The organism is Sphingomonas montanisoli, from assembly GCF_008274695.1.
Lineage (GTDB): Bacteria > Pseudomonadota > Alphaproteobacteria > Sphingomonadales > Sphingomonadaceae > Rhizorhabdus > Rhizorhabdus montanisoli.
Genome location: NZ_VTOU01000002.1, coordinates 789,508 through 806,308 on the forward strand (window position 1 = coordinate 789,508; position 16,801 = coordinate 806,308).

Below are 16,801 nucleotides of genomic sequence, written 5' to 3' on the forward strand. Positions count from 1 at the left end.
CCACCTTTTCGTCATCCCAGCTTGCGCTGGGATGACGTTTTTGGAGCGCGTGACGTTCGTGCACAGAGCCGATTCCCACGCCTTACAATTCCCTCTAAGACAACGCGCATGACCGCGTCCTCCGCCGCCGCGAGCGAGCCAGCATGATCGAGATCGACGCCACCGCGACGGCCATATTGTCGGCGCTGCTCGCGCTGTGGCTGGCGTCGGCGGTCGCGGCGATCTTCATCGGATTGCGGCGCGATGTCGTCGCCCGCGCGCATGCGGCCGAGATCGAGCGGCTCACCGCGTTGCTTGCCGCGACCCCGGGCGCGCCCATGCTTGTAGGGCCGGACGGGCGGATCAGCGCGGAAGACCGCTTCGCCGCGATCCTGGGGCTGCAGAGCGTTCCTGCGACGCTCGACGCGTTGGCCAGCGCCGATGCGGGCGGCTTGGCCGCTGCCGATGCCGAGGCGCTGCGCGCCGAAATCGAAGGCATAAGATCGACCGGACGGCCATTCGTGCGCGCGCTGCACCTCGCCGGCACCGATCGGGTGTTGATGGCGGAGGGGCGGATTGCGCCGCGCGCGCTGGGCGATGGTCTCCTCATCTGGCTGTTCGATCAGAGCGAGGCGATGGGCGAGATCCGCCTGCTCTCCGACGAGGCCGAGCGGATCAGCGATGCGCTCGACAGCTGCCTCGCGCTGATCGAGGCGGCGCCATTCCCGATGTGGCATCGTGGGCCGGACCTGCGGCTCGCGCTCGTCAACTCGGCCTACGTCGCCGCGGTCGAGGGGGTGAGCGCCGAGCAGGTGGTGACGCGCGGAATCGAATTGATCGACGGATCGGGCGACGCGCCGAGCCCCAGCGCGGCGCGTGCGTACGAAAGCGGCCGCATCTCCACCCAGATCGTGCCGGTGACGCTGGGCGGGCAGCGCAAGATGATGCGCATCGTCGACGTTCCGATGGGCGCGCATGGCGTCGCGGGCTATGCGGTCGACGTGCAGGAACTGGAGGCGATCCGCACTGAACTGGGCAGTTTCCAGTCGGCGCAGCGCGACCTGTTCGATCATCTGTCGGCCGGCGTGGCGCAGTTCGCGGCGGATCGCAGCCTGGTTTTCTACAACCAGAATTTCTTGCGCCTCTTCTCGATCCGTCCCGAATGGCTGAAGGACTCGCCCGAATTCGACCGCGTGCTGGAACGGATGCGCGACGCGCAGAGCCTGCCCGAAGTGCGCGACTTCCCCGGCTGGAAGAATGATCGCCGGGCCTGGTTCAACGCCGTGTCCGCGATCGAGGAGAACTGGACGCTGCCCGCCGGTCGCCACGTCCGCGTCGTGGCACAGCCGCTGCCGAATGGCGGGCTGCTGCTGCTGTTCGAGGACCGCACCGAGCAGATCCAGCTGACGAGCGCGCGCGACACGCTGCTGCGCGTGCGCGCCGCCACGTTCGACAATCTGTTCGAGGCTATCGGCGTGTTCGCGGCGGATGGCCGCCTGACTTTGTGGAACAACCGCTTCGCCGAGATGTGGGGGCTCGACGAGACCGATCTTGCGCAGAACATGCGGGTCGACGCGCTGGTCGACAAGGTCGCCGCGCGTCTGCTCGATCCCAGCCGCGCGCAAAAGATCCGCGATCTCGTGCGCATCGCCACGGTCGATCGCCAGCGCGAGCGCGGGCGGCTGAGCCTTGCCGACGGGCGCCATTTCGATTTCGCGGTCGTGCCGCTGCCCGATGGCAACGCGCTGTTCACGCTGCTCGACATCACCGCGAGCCGCGGGATCGAGGAAGCGTTGCGCGAACGCGCCGACGCGCTGGAGGAGGCAGATCGGCTCAAGACCGCGTTCGTCGCGAACATGAGTTACGAGCTGCGCGTGCCACTCACCTCGATCCAGGGTTTTACGGAGATGCTCGCGGGTGGTTATGCGGGCGAACTGCCGGAAAGCGCGGGCGAATATGTCGAGGCGGTTCTGGCCTCGGTCGCGCGCCTCGCCTCACTGATCGAAGACGTGCTCGATCTGACGCAGGGCGCGGCGGGGCAACTGCCGCTGACCGCCGAACTGGTCGACGTCGAACAATTGCTGCGCGATGCGGTGGAGGCAGCGGGGCCGGCCGCGATGGACCGGCCGATCACCTTGCAGGTCGAACTGCCCTCGCAACTCGGCACGATCCGCGGCGACGAGCGCCGGCTGCGCCAGATCCTCGACCATCTGCTCGAAAATGCGATCCTCTATACCCCCCCTGGCGGCAAGGTACGGCTGACGGCCGAGGGTGACGAGGATTGGGTGAGCTGGCGCGTCGCCGATACCGGGCGCGGCATGGATTCGGATCAGCAGGCGCGCATCTTCGACGCCTATCCGCGCATCGACGGCACCGCCGAGGACGGATCCCGCAGCATTGGCATCGGCCTGCCGCTGACACGCCAACTGGTCGAGGCGCATGGCGGATCGATCACGCTCGACAGCGAGCCGGGGCAGGGGACCGTCGTCGTCATCCGCCTGCCGCGTACCGTGCCCGACGAATCGTCCTTCTGATGTTTCTGAAAGATCCGGCGGCGACCGAGGCGGCGGGCCGTGCATTGGGCGCGGTGCTGCGCGAAGGCGATGTCGTGACACTGTCGGGCGATCTGGGCGCGGGCAAGACCAGCTTCGCGCGCGGCGTGCTGGCGGCTTTGGGGCTGGAGGGGGAGGTGGCGAGCCCGACCTTCCCGATCGTGCTGACCTATGATCCGCCCGAGGTTCGGTTGCCGCTGTGGCACGTCGATCTCTACCGGATCGAGGATCCCGACGAGCTGGAAGAACTCGGTTTGGACGAGGCGACGGATGGCGGCGCGCTGCTGATCGAGTGGCCCGATCGGCTCGGATCGCGCGGCTGGCCGGGGGCGCTGGCGCTCTCGATCGAGCCCGAAGGCGAGGGGCGACGCTTGACTTGGGCCCCGGCCCCGGCATGGGAAGGCCGATGGCCATCGAAATGATACCGCCGACGACGGCGCCCGACTTCCTCGCCCGCAACGGATGGGCCGGCGCAGAGATAGTGCCGCTGGCCGGCGATGCGAGCTTCCGCCGCTATTTCCGCGTGGTGCGCCAGGAGCAGACCGCGGTGTTGATGGACGCGCCGCCCGAACATGAGGACAGCCGCCCCTTCCTCCAGATCGCGCGCCACCTCGATGCGACCGGATTCCGCGCGCCGCGCGTGCTGGCGGAGGATCTCGACCTTGGCCTGATCCTGCTCGAAGATTTCGGCGACGCGCGGATGAAGGAGGAGATCGACCTCGATCCCGCGCTCGAGCTTCCGCTCTACGAGCAGGCGATCGACCTGCTCGTCGATCTCCACCGCCAGCCATCGGGCGCGATTCCGCCTTATGACATGGAGGTGTATCAGCGCGAGGTGGGGCTGTTCCCCGAATGGTATGCGCCTGCGGTCGGCATCGACGTCGACGAGGCGGGCTACCGCGCGGCATGGGATGCGGTGCTGCGGGCGATCGCGCTGGACCAGTCGGTGACGGTGTTGCGCGACTATCACGCCGAAAACATCATGCGGCTCGACGACGGGCGGCTGGGCCTGCTCGACTTTCAGGACGCGCTGGCGGGGCATCCGGCCTATGATCTCGTCTCGTTGCTGCAGGACGCGCGGCGTGACGTGTCGGCGGAGGTCGAGCTGGCGATGCTCTGGCGCTATCAGGCGTCGCGGCCGATCGACATCGCAGCTTATGCAGTTCTGGGTGCGCAGCGGAACGCCAAGATCCTGGGTATCTTCACGCGGCTGTGGAAGCGCGACGGCAAGCCGCGCTACCTGCAATATCAGCCGCGCGTCTGGGCCTATCTCGAGCGCGATCTGGCGCACCCGGCGCTGAAGCCGGTCGCACGCTGGTTTGACGCAAATGTGCCCTATGCGAAGCGCGCAGCCGCCTGGGAAAATACGCCCGCATGACGACGAAAAAGCAGCTGGTGCTTCGGCCCAACCCCACCAGGCCGCCGGTGGGCGCCGCGATGGTGCTCGCCGCCGGCCTCGGCAAGAGGATGCGCCCGCTCACCGCGACGCGCCCCAAACCGCTGGTCGAGGTGGCGGGACAGTCCTTGCTCGATCACGTCCTCGATCGGCTGCGATCGGCGGGGATCCCCAAGGTGGTGGTGAACGTCCACTATCTCGCCGACGCGCTCGAAGCGCATCTGAAGCGCAAGGCGGGCGATCTGGAGATCGCGATCTCGGACGAGCGCGGCAAGCTGCTCGAAACGGGCGGGGGCGTGCTCAAGGCGCTGCCGCTGATCGACGCGGACCCGTTCCTGATCGCCAACAGCGACAATCTGTGGGTCGACGGTCCCGTCGACGCGATCCGCCTGCTCGTCGATCGCTGGGACGATGCGCAGATGGACGCGTTGCTGTTGCTCGTCCCGCTGGCGCGCGCGAACTGCCATAGCGGGCAGGGCGATTTCCATATGGGCGCCGACGGCGTGATCGCCCGGCGCAGGCCCGCCAAGGTCGCGCCGTTCGTCTATACGGGCGTCCAACTGGTTTCGAAGCGGCTGTTCAAGGGGGCGGAGGAGGGCAGCTTCTCGTTCAACCTTCTGTGGAACCGCGCGATCGCGGCGGGGCGGGCTTATGGCGTCGTCCATCAGGGGCTTTGGTTCGACGTCGGCTCCCCGCCATCGATCGGAAAGACCGAGGAATTGCTGGGACGGAATTGAATCTCAAATCCTCCCCCCGGAGGGGGAGGGGGACCGGCGCAGCCGGTAGAGGGGTAGCTATCCGCAAGTGCGTCGCTGCCGGCCAATACCTCTCCACCACCCTTAGGGCGGTCCCCTCTCCCACCGGGAGAGGATTTAGGCGCCCCAGCTTTCGCGCACGAACCGCTTAACTTCGCCCGCCAGCTCTGCGTCTTCGGGCGATGAGCCGCCGAAGCCGCCATGGGGCATCCCTTCGAAGATGTGGAGCTCGACGGGCACGTTCGCGCGGCGTAGCGCGCGGTGCATGCGGACCGCGTTGGACAGGAACAGGTCGCGCGTGCCCGCCTGAATCAATGTGCGCGGGAAGCCCTTGGTGAAGTCCCCGAACAGCGGCGAGAGATAGGGATCGGCCAGGTCATGGCCAGCCGCGTAGAGCAGGTTGGTGTTCATCAGCGGGCGGGGCAGCACGACGTCGAGCCGCTGGTTCGTCTGGAAAGTATCGCCCGATTCGGTCAGGTCGACTTCGGGCGTCATCAGCAAAAGGCTGGCGGGAAGGGGCAGCCCTTCGTCGCGCGCCCGCAGCGCCAGCGCGGCGGCCAGATTGCCGCCGGCCGACGATCCGCCCATCACCAGCCGATCGGGCCGGTAGCGATCGAGCAGCGCACGATAGGCGCCGACGCAATCGTCGAGCGCGGCGGGATAGGGATGTTCGGGCGGGGTGCGATAGTCGATGCCGTAGACGCGGACGCCGTGGAGCATCGCCTGCAACTGCGCGCCCATCCGGCACATCTCGCCCTCGCCATAGACCAAGGCGCCGCCGTGGATATCGACATAGGCGCGGTCGTCCGGCCCGGCATTGGCGGGCGTTGCGACATGGACGCGGGCGCCGCCGAGTTCGATCGTCTCGACCGTGGACGTTACGCTGGCGAAGCGCGGCTGCATCATCTCGATGATCCGCGCGTTCGCGATCGTCTTCAGTTCGCGCCACGCCGGATGGTCGTCGGGGGAGGGGTTGGCGCCGAGCAGGCCGGCGGGGATGCCGTCGGGGCCGACCATCGCTTCGAGATGCGCGCGCGCCTCTGCGCTGATCGACACGGGCGGCGGGATGAGCCGCCCTTCGGTCCGCACGCCCTTATAGTCCTGATCGGCCACGTTCGCTCTCCGCTCTTTTGTGATTCTGAGTGGGAGAGTGCCGTGCCAGCGGTGGCTAGTCGAGAGGCCAGGGGGCGACGCTGAAGAAGCTCGCATTTTCATCGGCGGAGTGACGCATCAGCTTGGAGTCCGTCATGTCGCGCGCGGCCCCGATGTTGGCGGCGAGGCTTTCGGCGGTGAGCGCGGCGTCGTGGAAGCCGGTGGCGTTGAAGATCGCGTTGCGCGCGACCCGGCCGGCACCGACGCTGTAGAACTCGCCGGTTTCCTTGCATTCGGGGGCGCAGAAATAGGCGACCGCTTCGCCCACAAGATGCGGCGGGAAATTGGCCATCCAGTCGATCAGCGCCTGTTCGGTCAACCCGCCGACGAGGCGGGTATTGCCGACGGGCAGCACGCCGTTGACGCGGATGTCATAGGGTTCGCCCTCGATCGCGGCGACGTTGGTGACGCCCAGCAGACCCATCTTCGCCGCGGCGTAGGCGGCGGTGCCGGGGCGGCCGAGCATGGCGGAGGACATGATGTTCACGATCCGCCCGAAACCCTGATCGCGCATGTGCGGCCAGCAGCGGCGCAACAACATATAACCGCCGATGAAGTTGGTACGCAGGAGGCCCATCACTTGCGCATCGTCGAGCGCATCGATCGTGTCGCCGCGATTGCCGCCGGCATTGTTGACGAGGATGTCGACCCGCCCGAACGCGGAGAACGCCTTGTCGACGATCGCCGCCGGACTGTCTTCCGCGCCGATGTCGGATGCGTCGGCGATCGCTTCGCCGCCGAGGGCCGCGATCTCGTCGACGACGGTCTGTGCGACCTCGATCCCGCCGGCATTCAACGTCGAGACGCCACCGCCATAATCGTTGACCAGCACGCGTGCATTGCGGCGGGCGAGCGACAGGGCGATATCGCGCCCCATGCCGCGCCCCGCGCCCGTGACGATCGCCACGCGGCCGGAAAAATCGATCGCCATATCCTCTCCATTTTCTCGGTCTTGCGGCTTTGAGCCGCGATCAGGCTAGGCAGAGGCGCAAGCCTTACCCTACCCCGTCAAGGGTAGCCGCCACTGCAGCAATATTCGGGGACGACGTCGCGATCGCGCACCTCGCGGGCAATGCAGGTTGCGGCGGAGTAACGAAATGATCGGGCAGAGCACAGAAACAAAACGCCCCTCCGCTCCGGGGAACGAAGGGGCGTTTCGCATGCGATATTTTGGTAGTTAACCGCGCTTTTTGGTGTCCTCGCGGGCTGCATCGTGCTCGGCGCAGGTATCGGCGCTATAGGCCTCGCCATGATGCACCGTGCGGCCGCCGGCAGGGTGCGACTTGGGCGCGACATTGCAATGTTTCTGATCGATCGGGCGGTAGGCGGTCGCCTGCAGCTTACCCGGCGGAGTCGACACGACTTCATGGGTCTCGCCGATGCCACCCGCCAGCGCAGGGGCGGAAACAGCGATCAGAGCGGCGGAGAAAATGGCACGGATGATCATTTTTTAACTCCTCATTCGGGGCGATTGGATGAGGAAAAGCTAGGTATCGAACATTGCTGAATGGTCGCGAATTGGTAATGAATCGTCGCTGTTTCTTGCGAATCTTAGCGTAGTCGTGACGTGGTAGTTGCCCTGCGGTTTCAAATTGTTGCTGAAAGCGAAAGGCCCTCGTTCGCTGCAGTGCGGTGGTTGACGGTCGCACGAGGCGTTCATAAGTCCTGCCCACCCCGGTAACGTTTGAGAAGGTCATAAAAGCAGTGGCGGCGAGCACGATCCTGTTGGTCGAGGACGATCCCCCCCTGCGGATGCTGACCGCACGCGCGTTGCAGGAAGATGGATATGTGGTCCGTCCGGCCTCATCGGCCCCCGAAATGTGGATCGCGTTCGGCGCGGGGCCGGTCGATCTGGTTCTGCTCGACGTCATGCTGCCCGGCACGAGCGGGATCGAGCTGTGCCGCCAGATCCGCCAGCGCAGCGACGTGCCGATCATCTTCATCAGCGCCAAGGGCGGCGAGACCGATCGCATCATCGGGCTTGAGCTCGGCGCCGACGATTATCTGCCCAAGCCGTTCAGCACCCGCGAACTGGTCGCGCGCGTCCGCGCCGTGCTTCGCCGTGGCGGCATGGAGCGGCAGGGCGGCCTGGCGCGCCAGAACGAGGCGCATTTCGACGGCTGGATCGTCAACTTCCCGCGCCGCGAACTGCGCTCGCCCACGGGCGCGCTGGTCGAACTGACGGGCGCCGAGTTCGATCTGCTGTCGAGCTTCCTCAACAATCCGCAGCGCGTGATCGCGCGTGAGCGCCTGATCGAGCTGTCGCGCAACCGGCTGGGGGATTCGTCCGACCGCAGCATCGACGTGCTGATCAGCCGCCTGCGCCGCAAGCTGCAACTCGCCGGCCAGCACGCGCCGATCACCACGGTGCGCGGCGCCGGCTACATGCTGAATGCCGAGGTCATGCGCGTTTGAGACATTTCGTCCGCCCGTCGCTGACGCTCGCGGGTCGAATCCTCGTCATCCTGCTGCTCACCATCACGGTCGAGTTCTGCACCAGTACGATGCTCTATGAGCGCGCGAGCCAGTTCTCGCTGCGGGAGGACGAGGCACATCGCCTAGCCGAGCATCTCGTCGTCACGCGCAAGCTGATTTCCGAGCGACCCACGCGCGAGCGGCCTGCCATCGCGCGGCTGCTGACCACCGATCGCTATGATGTGCGCTGGGGGCCGTCGCTGCCGCCGCCGCCGCCGCTTGCGGCCGAACTGGGCGACATGCAGCGCCAGATCGTCGCGTGGGAACCCACGCTCGCCGCCGCGAACCTGCGGCTCAAGCTGTCGTCGCCTGGGCGCAACACGGTGGTCACCGGTGGTCTCACGCTGCCGGACGGTACTTGGCTCTATTTCGGCATGCACGAGGTGCAGACCGGCTGGGATCTGGCGCTGGGCCGGATATTGCTCGCGCTGGTGCCTGCGGTTGGGCTGATGCTGATCGGTGGCCTGCTGATCCGCCAGACGCTGCGTCCGATGAAGATGCTGGGCGATGCGGCGGGGCGGATCGGCTTCGGTGAATGGACTCCCTTGCCCGAAACCGGATCGGGCGAGGTGCTGCGCGTGATCCGCGCGTTCAACGCGATGCAGGCGCGCATCCATCGCCTGATCGCCGATCGGACCCAGGCGCTCGCCGCCGTCGGCCACGATCTGCGCACGCCGATCGCCCGGCTGCAGCTGCGGATCGACACGCTGTCCGATCCCACGACCCGCGATGCGATGCACGACGACGCGTCCGAGATGGAGGGCATGGTCGCGTCCCTGCTCGCCTATCTGGGCGGAGAGAGCGATCCCGAGCCGCGTGCGCGCGTCGACGTCGCGATCATGACCGAGACGATCGTCGATGACCTCGCCGATCAGGGGCACCGGATCCGGTATGAAGGGCCCGAGACGCTGGAGGCGATGGTGCGCCCGGTCGACCTGAAGCGTGCGCTGGGCAACCTCGCCAACAATGCGCTCCATTATGGCCGCAACGTCCAGATTTCGCTGGAGCGCGAGGGTGAGGTCATGCGCTTCCGCGTGTCCGATGACGGCCCGGGCATTCCTGAGGCGCGGCTGGCCGAGGCGCTCGAGCCGTTCGTCCGGCTCGATCCCGCGCGCGGTCGCAACACCAAGGGGCTGGGCCTGGGCCTTGCGATCGTCAAGCGGATCGCCGAACGCGACGCCGGTTCGCTACGCCTCGCCAACCGGCCCGAAGGCGGGCTGATCGCGACGATCGAACTGCCGGTGGCGCCGCGCGGCTGATTTCAACCAATCGATTACGTCAGCCGCGAAAGCTCCGCCGCCAGTCCGAGCAGCTCGGACGAGGGAAGGTCGCCGACCAGCGCATAAGCGCAGTCTCGATCTTCCCAATAAGCGATGTCCTCGGCTGCGCGCTGTTCCAGGAGCGGTTGGCCTTCGGCGTTGGTTTCGACGCGCATCGCGACGAGCGAAAGGCGATCACCGCCGGGGGTGCGGACCATCACCTGGACGATATCGCCCAACGTCGACGGATAGATCTGCGTGTCGCCGACGCTCCATCCAGCAGGCAGCTTCGGCATGACGATGCCGGTCGCGCGCCGGATGTCCTCCGGATCATAAGCCGTCGAAGGCGACTGGCTGCGCATATCCTGCCGCAGCAGGGTGGTGCGGTGCGAAGCGACCGCGCGGTCGAGAAAGGGTGATGTCGCCGCTTCGGTCGGGCCGGGGCCGGCCGCATTGTAGAGAAGCGCTCCCCCGGCGAGCACCGTCAGCAGCACGGCCGCCCGCCGCGCGGTCGCACCGAGCGACCGGGTCGAGCGATGGCCATGTGGCCGCGGATCACGCCGGCGGGGGACGGGCTGTGGCAGGGGGGTCGCCTGCGCCAGATAGGTCGATATCGCCGCCGCGGCCATCTTCGCCCCGCCTTCGGGGAGGAAGGTGCGCGCCATGCCGCGTTCCTGAACCGGCCGATAGCGCGGATGATCGGCGAAGGCGCGATCGACAGCGGCTATGATGTCGTTCGCCCCATCCAGGGTTTCACCGTCCAGCACCTCGCCATAATGCCAATGGCCGTAATTCTCATCCTCCACCCAATCGACGCGGTGCGGGTTCAGGAACAGGCAGGGGCGGGGCGTGCGCAGATATTCGTAAACCTGGCTCGAAACGTCGCCCAGATAGAGGTCGGCGAGCGAGGTGTGGGTCATGTCGATCGCGCGGTCGCTGCCGCGATCGATGTGGATGCGTGGATGGCCGTCAAACCGATCGAGCAGCGGCGCCCAGCGCGCCTGCGCTTCCTTGCCGTCGAGCAGACGGACATGCGGGGCGAGGAGAAGGTTGTACCGATCCTGCGCGGCGAACGCCTCGAGCACTTGCTCGACGCACGGCTTCCACGATCCCAGCGGGGAGAAATGCGGGTTGTAGAGCACGATCGGCAGATCGTTGGCGAAGGGGCGCCAGTCCGGATCGCGGATCGCATCCGCCGCCTCGAACTTGGGATAGCCGACCACGGCGTGCCGCTGCGGCGCGATCAGCCGTTCGCGCATCAGCCGCTCGCGATGCTTGGGGCCGGCCATCAGCACGAAATCGAACCGGCGGATCCGGCGATCGAAGCCCGCTGCGCGATCCCCCGCGCCATGATCGAGATGGATGAAGCGCGGGTGCTTCACCCCCAATTTGCGCAGCAGGATGGAGGTGCGTTCGGGCAGGGCGATCGCATCGAACCCGTTGAGCCAGCGTGCGAGGACGCCCAGGCTGAGCAGCTTGGGCGGGATGACCTTGCCCGTCCGCTTCATGCCTGCCGCAAGCAGGCCCGAGCGGGCGTGAACGAAGGTGATCGGCGCGCCGCCTAGCCGTTCGGTAAGCGTCAGCGCATAATCGATATGCCCCTGCGCGGGGGAGACGACACAGACGTCGTGCCGCGGCATGCGCGCGAGATGAACGGCCGTCGCCATGCCGTGCAGCAGTTGGTGCCGCTGCGCGTTGAAAAAGAAGCAGATCCGGATCCGGCGTGCAGAATCAGGCGCCACGGTTTCGATGTGCATGGCGCCTTATGCCATCACAGATGCGTTACGAACAATCCTGTTAGGCCCGCCGCATCGGCGCGCGCCGGCCAGCAATATTTCCTTACATTCGCGCCGCGCTGCGGAAAAAGCAGGCCGCTAATTCCTCGGTCCAATGGCCGGAAATCCGGCTGCTGTACGTCTGTTGAGGAGCAATAATCATGAACGAGCTGATCGGCCGGGTCTTCAGCTTCGAGAAGTCCACCTTCCCGAACAAAAGCGCCCTCTACGGCAAGCTCGCAACGCATGGGCAGTTCCCCAAGGCGCTGATGATCTCGTGCGCCGACTCGCGCATCGTGCCTGAACATATCGTCCAGGCGGAGCCCGGCGACCTGTTCGTATGCCGCAACGCGGGAAACATCGTGCCACCCTATGCCACCCAGAATGGCGGCGTCACCTCCACCGTCGAATATGCGGTTATGGTACTCGGCATCCGCGACATCATCGTTTGCGGCCATTCGGACTGCGGCGCGATGAAGGCGCTGACCAAGCCGGGCAGCACCGACAGCATGCCCAACGTCGCCGCCTGGCTCCGCCACGCATCGACGGCGGTCAAGGTTGTCGAAGACGCCTATCCGAACGTCCAGGGTGACGACCACGTTCGCGCGATCAGCCTCGAGAACGTCGTGGCACAGCTCAACCACCTGAAGACCCACCCGTCGGTCGCCTCGTCGGTCGCGCGCGGCGAAATGTCGCTGCACGGCTGGTTCGTCGACATCCATGCCGGGCAGGTGCTCGGCCTCGACGGCGCGACCGGCCGCTTTGTGCCGCTGCGTGAGGATCAGCCGCTGCCGGTGGCGCATGCCGCCAGCCAGCGCCTGGCCGCAGACTTCATCGCCGAAGCCGCAGAATGAGCCTGCTCCCCGCCAGCCTTCAAAAGACGTTCTCGCGGGATTTCACCGCCTCGATCGTCGTCTTCCTGGTCGCGATGCCCCTGTGCATGGGCATTGCGGTCGCTTCGGGCGTGCCGCCCGAAAAGGGCCTGATCACGGGCATTATCGGCGGCATCGTCGTCGGTTTCCTGGCGGGGTCGCCGCTGCAGGTCAGCGGCCCCGCCGCGGGCCTCGCAGTCATCGTGTTCGAACTGGTGCAGCAGCACGGCATCTCGGCGCTTGGCCCGATCCTGGCGCTTGCCGGCGCGATCCAGTTCGTCGCGGGTGTGTTCAAGCTGGGCGGCTGGTTTCGCGCCATCTCGCCCGCGGTCGTTCACGGCATGCTGGCGGGTATCGGCGCGCTGATCGTTGCGGGGCAGTTCCACGTCCTGTTCGACGCCAAGCCGCTTCCCAATGGCCTCGCCAATCTTTCGGCGATGCCGGGCCGCCTGCTCGGCCTGACTCCGTGGAGCGCTTCGGCCGCCGAAGCCGCCTTCTTCATCGGCGTGATCACGATCGCGGCGATGCTGGTGTGGGAAAAGGTGCGGCCGCAGTCGCTGCGGCTAGTGCCGGGCGCGCTGGTCGGCGTGGTGGCGGGCACGCTCGTATCGATGCTGATCTCGTTCGATATCGCGCGCGTCAGTGTGCCGGCGTCGATCATCGCGGCCGTGGTACCGCCCGATCAGACCTTCGTCGGCATGATCATGAATCCGGCGATCGTGGTCACCGCGCTTGCCATCGCGTTCATCGCCTCGGCCGAAACATTGCTGTCGGCGGCGGCGGTCGATCGCATGCATGATGGCGTGCGCACCGATTATGACAAGGAACTGCGCGCACAGGGCGTGGGCAACCTGCTCTGCGGTTTCGCGGGCGCGCTGCCGATGACCGGCGTCATCGTGCGCTCGTCGGCCAACGTGCAGGCGGGTGCGCTCACCCGCGCCTCGGCGATCATGCACGGCGTGTGGATCCTCGGTTTCGTCGCGCTGCTGCCCTGGCTGCTGCAGACGATCCCGATGGCCGCGCTGGGCGGTATCCTGGTCGTCACCGGTTTCCGCCTCGTGTCGGTCAGCCATGTCCGCCACCTGTTCCACAATCACGGCATCCTGCCTGCCGCGATCTGGGCGGCGACCTTCGTGATGGTGGTGGCGACCGACCTGCTGACCGGCGTGCTCGTCGGCCTGGGTCTCTCGCTTGTCGAACTGGTGCCGCATGCGCGTCGCCTCAACCTGCGTGTTCTGCGCAAGGATGAGGGCAATTCGAGCGAGCTTCAGCTCACGGGCGCAGCGACCTTCGTGACGTTGCCCAAGCTCAGCAATGCGCTCGACGCGGTGTCGAAGGACCGCAAGCTCACGCTCGACATCAAGCGGGTGCCGGCGATCGACCATACCGTCGCGGAGATGCTCGGCGAGTGGATCAAGCGCCGTCGCGCGGGCGGCATGACAATCGAGGTGGACGGTCATCCGGCCCAGCTCAAGCGTATCGAGGTCTGAATTCGTATCGCGCACTGATCCGGGGTTGCCTCCCGTCCCCAACGGAAAACCCAGGTCAGTGTTGCGTTGGTGCCACGCTCGGTGACGGTCGAGCGTGGCACCTTTCATAGCAACACTTTGTAACGAATAAGCAACGCCCGGTCATCGAGTTGGCGGCAATGCTGCACTGCATCGACGATGATCGGGGCCGCAAGTACGGACCTCGGCAGGCCGATACATCAGGAGGAACAGTCCAACCGTATAAGGGGATTGTTCTATGCGCTTTCAGCTCTTGGCCGCCACTGCGCTGAGCCTCGCAGCCGCCTCGCCCGCTCTCGCTCAGGAAGAAGCTTCCGGCCCTTTCACCGTATCGGGCAGCGTCGGCATGGTCAGCGACTATCGTTTCCGCGGTGTTTCGCAGTCGGATGAGGAACTGGCCGTTCAGGGCGGCCTGACCATCACCCACGAAAGCGGCCTCTATGCCGCGACCTGGGCTTCGAACCTGTCGGGCTGGGGCACTTTCGGCGGTTCGAACACCGAACTCGACCTCGTCGGCGGCTTCGCGACCGAAGTCAGCGAGGGCGTGAAGCTCGACGTCGGCTTGACCTGGTACATGTATCCGGGCGGTGCGTCGGAAACCGATTTCGCCGAGCCGTATATCAAGCTCAGCACCACGTTCGGCCCCGTCAACTGGCTGGGTGGCATCGCTTACGCGCCCAAGCAGCAGGCGCTGGGCAAGTGGTATAACAACGCCACCACCTTCGCGACCGGTATCCCCGACCGACCCGGCGCGAAGGAAGATAATCTCTACATCTGGGGTGACGTCAGCAGCGCCATCGAAGGAACGCCGATCACGCTGAAGGCGCATGCCGGCTATTCGAAGGGCAATTCGGGCCTCGGCCCGAACGGCACCAGCGTCGCGCCGACCGGCCAGTATATCGACTGGATGCTCGGTGGCGATCTGTCGCTCGCCGATCTCGGTCTCGCGCCGATCACGGTCGGCGTCGCTTATGTCGATACCAACATCAAGACCAGCGACGGCACCTATCTGCGCCCGAACTTCGGTTCGACCAAGGATGGCAAGCCGATCTCGGGCAGCCAGGTCGTCTTCTCGATCTCGGCAGCGTTCTGATCCGAAGAGGGGGCTCCGGTCCCCTCTTCACGACCGTTTCGAACGGGGCGAAGCAGTCCGGCACGCAGGGGTGCCGGGCTGCTTCTTCGTTTATGGGGCCGACGATGCGTGACGGGGGGCCAGCGCCGCGCTATCGGTCGCTCCCATGAAGATCGCGACCTTCAACATCAACGGGATCAAGGCCCGTCTCCCCCGCCTCCTCGAATGGCTTGAGGAGAAACAGCCCGACATCGCCTGCCTGCAGGAGATCAAGACCAGCGACGAAACCTTCCCCGCCGCAGAGATCGAGGCGGCCGGCTACGGCGCGATCTGGCACGGGCAGAAGGGGTTCAACGGCGTCGCTATCCTCGCCAGGGGTCAGCAGCCGATCGAGCGGATGAAGGGGCTTCCCGACGATCCCGATCCCACCCACAGTCGCTATATCGAGGCCGATGTCGGCGATCTGATCGTCGGCTGCATCTACCTGCCCAACGGCAATCCGCAGCCTGGCCCCAAGTTCGATTACAAGCTCGCCTGGTTCGATCGGCTGATCGATCATTCGGCGACTTTGTGGATCTCCGAACGGCCGGTGATCCTGTGTGGCGATTATAACGTCATCCCGACGTCGAGCACCGACGACACCTTCTCCGAACGCGCGATGGCGAATGACGCGCTGACCCAGCCCGAAAGCCGCGCCGCCTTTCGCCGCATGTGCAATGCGGGCTGGACCGACGCGCTCCGCACGATCCACCCGCACGGTCCGGCCTATACCTTCTGGGATTATCAGGCGGGCGCGTGGCAGCGTGATGCAGGCTTCCGCATCGATCATCTGATGCTCAGCCCCGTCGCCGCCGATCGCCTGCTCGACGCGGGCGTCGACAAGGATACGCGGGGCAAGGAGAAGGCGAGCGATCATGCCCCGACGTGGATCACGCTGAGGGATTGAGGCTGCTCGCGATGCGGCGCCCCAGCCGGCAAGGTGGAACGCGCCTTCGCTTCGGTTTGTCGGCGGTTGTCCTGTTGCTGGCCGCTTCATGCGGCGTGTCTCCGCGGCTTCGGCAGATGGCTCCACCGCCGGCCGATGCGCGGCCATCCGCATCGGGCACCGCGGAGCTTTCGGTCCTCACCTATAATGTCGAGGGGCTGGGATGGCCCGCCCGATCGGGTCGTGCTGGCCAGCTAAAGCAGATCGGGCGTCGGCTGAAGGCAATGCGCGATGCCGGCCACGCGCCCGACGTGGTGTTGTTTCAGGAGGTGTTCAGCGGCGCGGCCAAGCGCGCGATCCTCGCCACCGGCTATCCGGCGATCGTCAGCGGACCGCACCGCACGATGAAGGCCCAACCGTCGGTCACTATGCCCCTGCCGGGTATCACGCGGTGGAAGCATGGCGAACTCGGCATCCATCTGACGGGCGGCGGGATAGTCATTGCATCGCGCTATCCCATCGTCGGCGATGCCCGGCAGCCTTATGGTCGCCGATCCTGCGCGGGGATCGATTGCCTTGCGAACAAAGGCGTGATGCTCGCGCGGATCGCGGTGCCGGGCGTGCCGGTGCCGATCGATATCTATAACACCCACATGAACTCGCGCGGGGCATCGAAGGCGCCCGAGCCGCGCAACCTTGCGGCGCATGAGCGGCAGGCTTTCGAAGCTTCGCAATTCTTCAAACAGACCCATGCCGACGACAATCCGATGATCTTTGGCGGCGATTTCAACATGCGGCATTCGGAACCGCGTTGGGACAATCTGTCACGCTATCAGACGCTCCACCTCGTGCACCGGGTCTGCGCCGATCCACAATCGGGCTGCGATGTCCGCATGTCGTGGGACGGCGACGAACCGTGGATGGACACGCAGGATCTGCAATTCTTCGCCAACGGCAAGCGCGCGACCGTCCGACCCATCCGCGTCGAGGCGATGTTCGACGGCGGATCGAGCGGGCCGGAGCTGTCCGACCATGACGGCTTTCTGGTCACCTACCGCATCGATTGGTAATGTGGCGCGAA

Annotated in this window: 15 protein-coding genes; 11 read left to right on the top strand and 4 right to left on the bottom strand. The window is 66.2% G+C overall.

All coding sequences use genetic code 11. The features are described from left to right. Window positions 1-143 precede the first annotated feature (143 nt). Genes FYJ91_RS09605 through FYJ91_RS09620 form a run of 4 tightly spaced genes read left to right on the top strand, consistent with a single transcriptional unit; the run spans window position 144 to window position 4,664 of the window. On the top strand, window positions 144-2,513 hold the full coding sequence (locus FYJ91_RS09605; protein WP_149522021.1) for a sensor histidine kinase: 2,370 nt from the start codon (window positions 144-146) through the stop codon (window positions 2,511-2,513). Continuing rightward, window positions 2,513-2,953 carry a tRNA (adenosine(37)-N6)-threonylcarbamoyltransferase complex ATPase subunit type 1 TsaE gene (gene tsaE, locus FYJ91_RS09610; RefSeq protein ID WP_149522022.1) on the top strand — a complete coding sequence of 147 codons (441 nt, stop codon included), beginning with the start codon at window positions 2,513-2,515 and terminating at the stop codon, window positions 2,951-2,953. Before FYJ91_RS09605 ends, tsaE begins: the two co-directional genes overlap by 1 nt. Continuing rightward, a complete protein-coding gene (locus FYJ91_RS09615) occupies window positions 2,950-3,909 on the top strand; it encodes an aminoglycoside phosphotransferase family protein (protein ID WP_149522346.1) in 960 nt (319 codons plus the stop codon). Before tsaE ends, FYJ91_RS09615 begins: the two co-directional genes overlap by 4 nt. Then, window positions 3,906-4,664, top strand: coding sequence for a nucleotidyltransferase family protein (locus FYJ91_RS09620; RefSeq protein WP_149522023.1), 759 nt, complete (start codon window positions 3,906-3,908; stop codon window positions 4,662-4,664). Before FYJ91_RS09615 ends, FYJ91_RS09620 begins: the two co-directional genes overlap by 4 nt. Window positions 4,665-4,799: 135 nt before the next feature. Here the strand turns inward: FYJ91_RS09620 and FYJ91_RS09625 are convergent, their stop codons facing one another. The 3 genes from FYJ91_RS09625 to FYJ91_RS09635 all read right to left on the bottom strand — a co-directional run bounded on the left by FYJ91_RS09625 (window position 4,800) and on the right by FYJ91_RS09635 (window position 7,281). Beyond that, a complete protein-coding gene (locus FYJ91_RS09625; protein ID WP_246152547.1) occupies window positions 4,800-5,795 on the bottom strand; it encodes an alpha/beta hydrolase in 996 nt (331 codons plus the stop codon). A 55-nt stretch (window positions 5,796-5,850) separates the two neighbouring features. After that, window positions 5,851-6,765 (bottom strand): SDR family NAD(P)-dependent oxidoreductase, encoded by a 915-nt coding sequence (locus tag FYJ91_RS09630; RefSeq protein ID WP_149522025.1) that lies wholly within the window; start codon window positions 6,763-6,765, stop codon window positions 5,851-5,853. Window positions 6,766-7,011: 246 nt separating this feature from the next. Further along, a complete protein-coding gene (locus FYJ91_RS09635) occupies window positions 7,012-7,281 on the bottom strand; it encodes a hypothetical protein (RefSeq protein WP_149522026.1) in 270 nt (89 codons plus the stop codon). A gap of 257 nt (window positions 7,282-7,538) precedes the next feature. Here FYJ91_RS09635 and FYJ91_RS09640 point away from each other — a divergent pair, with 257 nt between their 5' ends. Continuing rightward, window positions 7,539-8,249, top strand: coding sequence for a response regulator transcription factor (locus tag FYJ91_RS09640; RefSeq protein WP_149522027.1), 711 nt, complete (start codon window positions 7,539-7,541; stop codon window positions 8,247-8,249). Then, window positions 8,246-9,568: an ATP-binding protein gene (locus tag FYJ91_RS09645; protein ID WP_149522028.1), complete on the top strand. Its 1,323-nt coding sequence runs from the start codon at window positions 8,246-8,248 to the stop codon at window positions 9,566-9,568. Before FYJ91_RS09640 ends, FYJ91_RS09645 begins: the two co-directional genes overlap by 4 nt. Window positions 9,569-9,582: 14 nt before the next feature. Here FYJ91_RS09645 and FYJ91_RS09650 read toward each other — a convergent pair whose 3' ends face one another. Further along, complete coding sequence (locus FYJ91_RS09650; protein WP_149522029.1) at window positions 9,583-11,325, bottom strand: hypothetical protein; 1,743 nt, start codon at window positions 11,323-11,325, stop codon at window positions 9,583-9,585. 179 nt (window positions 11,326-11,504) lie between these two features. On the opposite strand from FYJ91_RS09650, the gene FYJ91_RS09655 reads away from it, so the two are divergent. The 5 genes from FYJ91_RS09655 (at window position 11,505) to FYJ91_RS09675 (ending at window position 16,790) form a co-directional block, all read left to right on the top strand. Next, a complete protein-coding gene (locus FYJ91_RS09655; protein ID WP_149522030.1) occupies window positions 11,505-12,197 on the top strand; it encodes a carbonic anhydrase in 693 nt (230 codons plus the stop codon). Continuing rightward, window positions 12,194-13,705 carry a SulP family inorganic anion transporter gene (locus FYJ91_RS09660; RefSeq protein ID WP_149522031.1) on the top strand — a complete coding sequence of 504 codons (1,512 nt, stop codon included), beginning with the start codon at window positions 12,194-12,196 and terminating at the stop codon, window positions 13,703-13,705. Before FYJ91_RS09655 ends, FYJ91_RS09660 begins: the two co-directional genes overlap by 4 nt. A 256-nt stretch (window positions 13,706-13,961) precedes the next feature. Further along, window positions 13,962-14,816 (top strand): TorF family putative porin, encoded by an 855-nt coding sequence (locus FYJ91_RS09665; RefSeq protein ID WP_149522032.1) that lies wholly within the window; start codon window positions 13,962-13,964, stop codon window positions 14,814-14,816. 145 nt (window positions 14,817-14,961) lie between these two features. Then, window positions 14,962-15,741 carry an exodeoxyribonuclease III gene (gene xth / locus FYJ91_RS09670; protein ID WP_149522033.1) on the top strand — a complete coding sequence of 260 codons (780 nt, stop codon included), beginning with the start codon at window positions 14,962-14,964 and terminating at the stop codon, window positions 15,739-15,741. A gap of 116 nt (window positions 15,742-15,857) precedes the next feature. Beyond that, window positions 15,858-16,790 carry an endonuclease/exonuclease/phosphatase family protein gene (locus FYJ91_RS09675; RefSeq protein WP_246152548.1) on the top strand — a complete coding sequence of 311 codons (933 nt, stop codon included), beginning with the start codon at window positions 15,858-15,860 and terminating at the stop codon, window positions 16,788-16,790. Window positions 16,791-16,801 lie beyond the last annotated feature (11 nt).

What these genes read in the sequence shown, in the direction of transcription:
- FYJ91_RS09605 (WP_149522021.1), top strand. Translation starts at nt 144, where the DNA reads ATGATCGAGATCGACGCCACCGCGACGGCCATATTGTCGGCGCTGCTC.
- tsaE (WP_149522022.1), top strand. Translation starts at nt 2,513, where the DNA reads ATGTTTCTGAAAGATCCGGCGGCGACCGAGGCGGCGGGCCGTGCATTG.
- FYJ91_RS09615 (WP_149522346.1), top strand. Translation starts at nt 2,950, where the DNA reads ATGATACCGCCGACGACGGCGCCCGACTTCCTCGCCCGCAACGGATGG.
- FYJ91_RS09620 (WP_149522023.1), top strand. Translation starts at nt 3,906, where the DNA reads ATGACGACGAAAAAGCAGCTGGTGCTTCGGCCCAACCCCACCAGGCCG.
- FYJ91_RS09630 (WP_149522025.1), bottom strand. Translation starts at nt 6,765, where the DNA reads ATGGCGATCGATTTTTCCGGCCGCGTGGCGATCGTCACGGGCGCGGGG.
- FYJ91_RS09635 (WP_149522026.1), bottom strand. Translation starts at nt 7,281, where the DNA reads ATGATCATCCGTGCCATTTTCTCCGCCGCTCTGATCGCTGTTTCCGCC.
- FYJ91_RS09650 (WP_149522029.1), bottom strand. Translation starts at nt 11,325, where the DNA reads ATGCACATCGAAACCGTGGCGCCTGATTCTGCACGCCGGATCCGGATC.
- FYJ91_RS09655 (WP_149522030.1), top strand. Translation starts at nt 11,505, where the DNA reads ATGAACGAGCTGATCGGCCGGGTCTTCAGCTTCGAGAAGTCCACCTTC.
- FYJ91_RS09660 (WP_149522031.1), top strand. Translation starts at nt 12,194, where the DNA reads ATGAGCCTGCTCCCCGCCAGCCTTCAAAAGACGTTCTCGCGGGATTTC.
- FYJ91_RS09665 (WP_149522032.1), top strand. Translation starts at nt 13,962, where the DNA reads ATGCGCTTTCAGCTCTTGGCCGCCACTGCGCTGAGCCTCGCAGCCGCC.
- xth (WP_149522033.1), top strand. Translation starts at nt 14,962, where the DNA reads ATGAAGATCGCGACCTTCAACATCAACGGGATCAAGGCCCGTCTCCCC.
- FYJ91_RS09675 (WP_246152548.1), top strand. Translation starts at nt 15,858, where the DNA reads ATGGCTCCACCGCCGGCCGATGCGCGGCCATCCGCATCGGGCACCGCG.